The following is a 4,139-nucleotide window of genomic DNA, read 5'->3' on the forward strand; positions in this document are numbered from 1 at the left end:
CGCCCCCACGCAGCTGGCCAGCACGTCGGTGCGGAACGCGTCCAGCACCGCGTCGCCGCGGTCGCCGGCGGCCCGCAGCAGCGCCTCCGCCGCCGGGGCGGAGGTGAAGGTGACCGCGTCGACCAGCCGGCTGGCGACCAGGTCGACCAGCCGGTGCAGCGGCGCCGGGTCGGTCGGCGGCGCCCAGCGGTAGACCGGCACCTCGATCACGGTGGCGCCAGCCGCCTCCAGCGCCATCGTGCACTCCGGCTGCCGCTCGCCGTGCAGCTGCATGGCGATCACCTGCCCGGCCACCCCGCGCCGGCGCAGGTGGTCGACCACCTCGTCGCAGCTCTCGGAGGCCGGTGACCACTGGTCGAACAGGCCGGCGGCGCGGATCGCCCCCCGGGCCTTGGGCCCCCGGGCCACCACGTACGCCTCGCCGAGCACCGAGCGCAGCGGCTCGGCCAGCCCCCAGCCCTCGGCCGCCTCCAGCCAGCCGCGCATGCCGATGCCGGTGTTGGCCATCAGGATGTCCGGCGGCCGGTCCAGGCAGGCCCGGGTGGCCTCGCGCAGCTCGGTGTCGTCGGCCAGCGGCACGATCCGCAGCGCCGGGGCGAGCACGACCCGCGCGCCCCGCCGCTGAAGCAGCGCGGCGAGCTCGTCCCGCCGCCGGTCGGCGGTCACCCCGATGGTGAAGCCGGACAGTTCCTCGCGCATTCACCCCTCCTGTCGCAGCCGCACCTCGACCAGGCCGTCCCGGCAGCGCACCTCGTGCCGGGGCACGGACACCCCGGGCAGGTCGAGGCAGATCCCGGTACGCAGGTCGTACACCTGCTTGTGCAGGGGCGAGGCGACCGTCGGCACCCCTCCCCGGCTGCCCACGATTCCCCGCGACAGCACGTACGCCCCGGTGACCGGGTCGAGGTTGTCGATGGCGAACAGCCCGTCGGCGGTGTGGAAGAGCGCGATCTGCACCCCGTCGACCAGCGCGGCGACGCCCCGGTCGGGGTCCAGCCGGTCGAGCGGGCAGACCGGCGTCCAGCTGAGGGTCGCGGTGGTCATCGCCGCACCTCCGGCATCCCCAGCGCGACCGGCGCCGGCGTCCGACCGACGGGCACCGGTTGGCCGCGTTCCTCGGTGAAGGTGATCGACGGGTCGGGCACGTCGGGCGCGTTGACGAACGAGGCGAACCGGCGCAGCCGGGCCGGGTCCTCCAGCACGTCCCGCCACTCGTCGGAGTAGGACTCGACGTGCCGGGCCATCGCCGCGTCCAGTTCGGCGCAGAGCCCGAGCGAGTCGTCCACGATCACCGAGCGGAGGTGGTCGAGGCCGCCCTCCATCGCCTCGATCCAGGCGGCGGTGCGTTGCAGCCGGTCGGCGGTGCGGATGTAGAACATCAGGAACCGGTCGATCAGGGTGACGAGTTCCGACGTGGTCAGGTCGGTGGCGAAGAGGTCGGCGTGGCGGGGGCGGAAGCCGCCGTTGCCGCCGAGGTAGAGGTTCCAGCCGGTGTCGGTGGCGATGATGCCGAAGTCCTTGCTGCGCGCCTCGGCGCACTCCCGGGCACAGCCGGAGACCGCTGACTTGATCTTGTGAGGCGCCCGCAGTCCCCGGTAGCGCAGCTCCAGGGCGACGGCGAGGCCGACCGAGTCCTGCACCCCGTACCGGCACCAGGTCTCGCCGACGCAGGACTTCACCGTGCGCAGCGCCTTGCCGTACGCGTGCCCGGACTCGAAGCCGGCGTCGACCAGCCGGCGCCAGATCTGCGGCAGCTGCTCCACCCGGGCGCCGAACAGGTCGATCCGCTGCCCACCGGTGATCTTCGTGTAGAGCCGGAAGTCGCGGGCCACCTCGCCGATGACGATCAGCTTCTCCGGGGTGATCTCCCCGCCGGGAATCCGGGGCACCACCGAGTAGCTGCCGTCGCGTTGCAGGTTGGCCAGGAAGTGGTCGTTGGTGTCCTGCAACGACGCCTGCTCCCCGTCGAGCACGTGCCCGGTGCCGAGCGAGGCGAGGATCGAGGCCACCACCGGCTTGCAGATGTCGCAGCCACGCCCCCGACCGTGCTCGGCGATGAGCGCGGAGAAGGTGTGGATGCCACGGACCCGGACGATGTCGAAGAGTTCCTGCCGGCTGACGTCGAAGTGCTCGCAGAGCGCCGTCGACTGCTTCACCCCGGCCGCGTCCAACAGCTGCTTCAACATCGGCACGCAGGAACCGCAGCTGGTGCCGGCCCGGGTGCACGCCTTCAGCGCCGGCACGTCGGCGCAGCCGCCGGCGATCGCCGCGTCGACGTCGTCGCGGGTGACCGCGTTGCAGGAGCAGACCTGGGCGGTGCCGGGCAGCGTCGGGTAGGCGCTCGCGTCGCCCACCAGCACCCCGCCGAGCAGGGTCTTCGCGTCGTCGGAGAGGACCAGCTTGGCGTAGACCCGGGTGGCCGGGTCGGTGAAGGTGACGTCGAGGCAGCCCGGGGTGGTGCCGTGCGCGTCGCCGAACGAGGCCACGTCCACGCCGAGCAGCTTGAGCTTGGTGGCGGTGTCCGCGCCGGGGAAGGTGGCCGCGCCGCCGACCAGCCGGTCGGCCACCACCTCGGCCATCGCGTACCCGGGGGCGACCAGGCCGTGGCAGGTGCCGTCGACCGCCGCGCACTCGCCCACCGCCCAGATCCGCTCGTCGGCGGTACGGCAGGCGCCGTCGACCAGCACCCCGCCCCGGGGGCCGAGGTCGAGCCCGGCCGCCCGGGCCAGCTCGTCGCGGGGGCGGATGCCGGCCGCCACGACCACCAGGTCGGCGTCGACCACCGTGCCGTCGGCCAGCTCCAGGCCGGCGACCGTGCCGTCCGCGCCGGACCGGATCGCGGTGGTGGCCACCCCGAGGTGGGTGCCCACGCCCAACTCGTCGACGTACCGGCGGAGCATCGCGCCACCGGCGGTGTCGACCTGCACCGGCATCAGCCGGGGCGCGAACTCCACCACGCTGGTGTCCAGGCCGAGCAGGCGCAGCGCGTTCGCCGCCTCCAGCCCGAGCAGCCCGCCGCCGATCACCGCGCCGGTGCGCCGGCCCCGGGCGTGCTCCCGGATCGCCACCAGGTCGTCCAGGGTGCGGTAGACGAACACCCCGGGCAGCGCCGCGCCGTCCACCGGCGGCACGAAGGCGTACGAGCCGGTGGCCAGCACCACCGCGTCGTACGGGTGCTCGCCGGTCGCCGTGCGCACCACCCGCCGGTCGCGGTCGATCGCCGTGGCCGGCTCGCCGAGGCGCAGCTCGACCCCGTCGTCGGGGGTGTGCAGGTTCAGCTCCTCCGCGCCGACCCCGTCGAAGAACGCCGAGAGCCGCACCCGGTCGTACGCCGGCCGGGTCTCCTCGGCGAGCACGGTGACCCGCCACCGCCCTTCGGGGTCGCGGGCGCGCAGCGCGTCGACGAAGCGCTGCCCCACCATGCCGTTGCCGACGACCACCACCCGCTTCATCGCGCCACCTCCACCGAATCCACTTCGGACAACCAGTCGACGATGCCGGTGACCGCGTCCCGGCAGCCGCCGCACCCGGTACCGGCCCGGGTCGCCGCGACCACGGCGTCGACCGTCCGGGCCCCGGAACGCCAGCAGCTCACCAGCGCCCCCTTGCTGACGTTGTTGCACTGGCACACGGTCGCCGCGTCCGGCATCAGCGCCGGGGTCGCGGCGGGCGCGGTCGCTGCCGCGCCGAACGCCCGGCCGAGCAGCAGGGACCGCCGGTCGGCCGGCACCGGCTGGCCCCGGTCGAAGAGCTGGATCACCGTGCCGACGGCCGGGTTGTCGCCGAGCAGGATCGCCCCGGTCAGCCGCTCGTCGGAGATCCGCAGCCGGGCGTACGTGCCCCGGGCCGGGTCGGCGAAGGTCAGCTCCTCGCCCGCCTCGTCGCCGTCCGGGTCGCCCATCGCGGCCAGGTCGATGCCGGCCGCCTTGAGTCGGGTGACCGCCGGCCGGGGCCGGTAGCGGGCGAGCGGGTCCTCGCCGGTGAGCACCTGCGCGACCACCCGGGCCTGCGCCCACGCCGGGGCGACCAGCCCGGTGAGCGCGCCGTCGTGCTGGGCGCAGTCGCCGATCGCCGAGATCCGCCGGTCGCTGGTGCGTAGCCGGTCGTCGACCAGCACGCCCCGTTCCACGGCGAGCCCG

General features: G+C 74.8%; 4 protein-coding genes. All 4 read right to left on the bottom strand.

What is annotated here, in order from left to right:
• Positions 1-699, bottom strand: a 699-nt coding sequence (locus tag NCC78_RS28615) for a uroporphyrinogen-III synthase (RefSeq protein ID WP_250798411.1), incomplete at its 3' end; no start/stop codon positions are given.
• Positions 700-1,044, bottom strand: a complete 345-nt coding sequence (gene nirD / locus NCC78_RS28620; protein WP_250798412.1) for a nitrite reductase small subunit NirD — start codon at positions 1,042-1,044, stop codon at positions 700-702.
• Complete coding sequence (locus NCC78_RS28625) at positions 1,041-3,452, bottom strand: FAD-dependent oxidoreductase (RefSeq protein ID WP_250798413.1); 2,412 nt, start codon at positions 3,450-3,452, stop codon at positions 1,041-1,043. The genes nirD and NCC78_RS28625 overlap by 4 nt, the downstream gene beginning before the upstream one ends.
• Positions 3,449-4,139, bottom strand: a 691-nt coding sequence (locus NCC78_RS28630; RefSeq protein WP_250798415.1) for a (2Fe-2S)-binding protein, incomplete at its 5' end; no start/stop codon positions are given. The genes NCC78_RS28630 and NCC78_RS28625, both read right to left, overlap by 4 nt.

This window comes from Micromonospora phytophila, from assembly GCF_023656545.1.
Taxonomy (GTDB): Bacteria; Actinomycetota; Actinomycetes; order Mycobacteriales; family Micromonosporaceae; genus Micromonospora; species Micromonospora phytophila.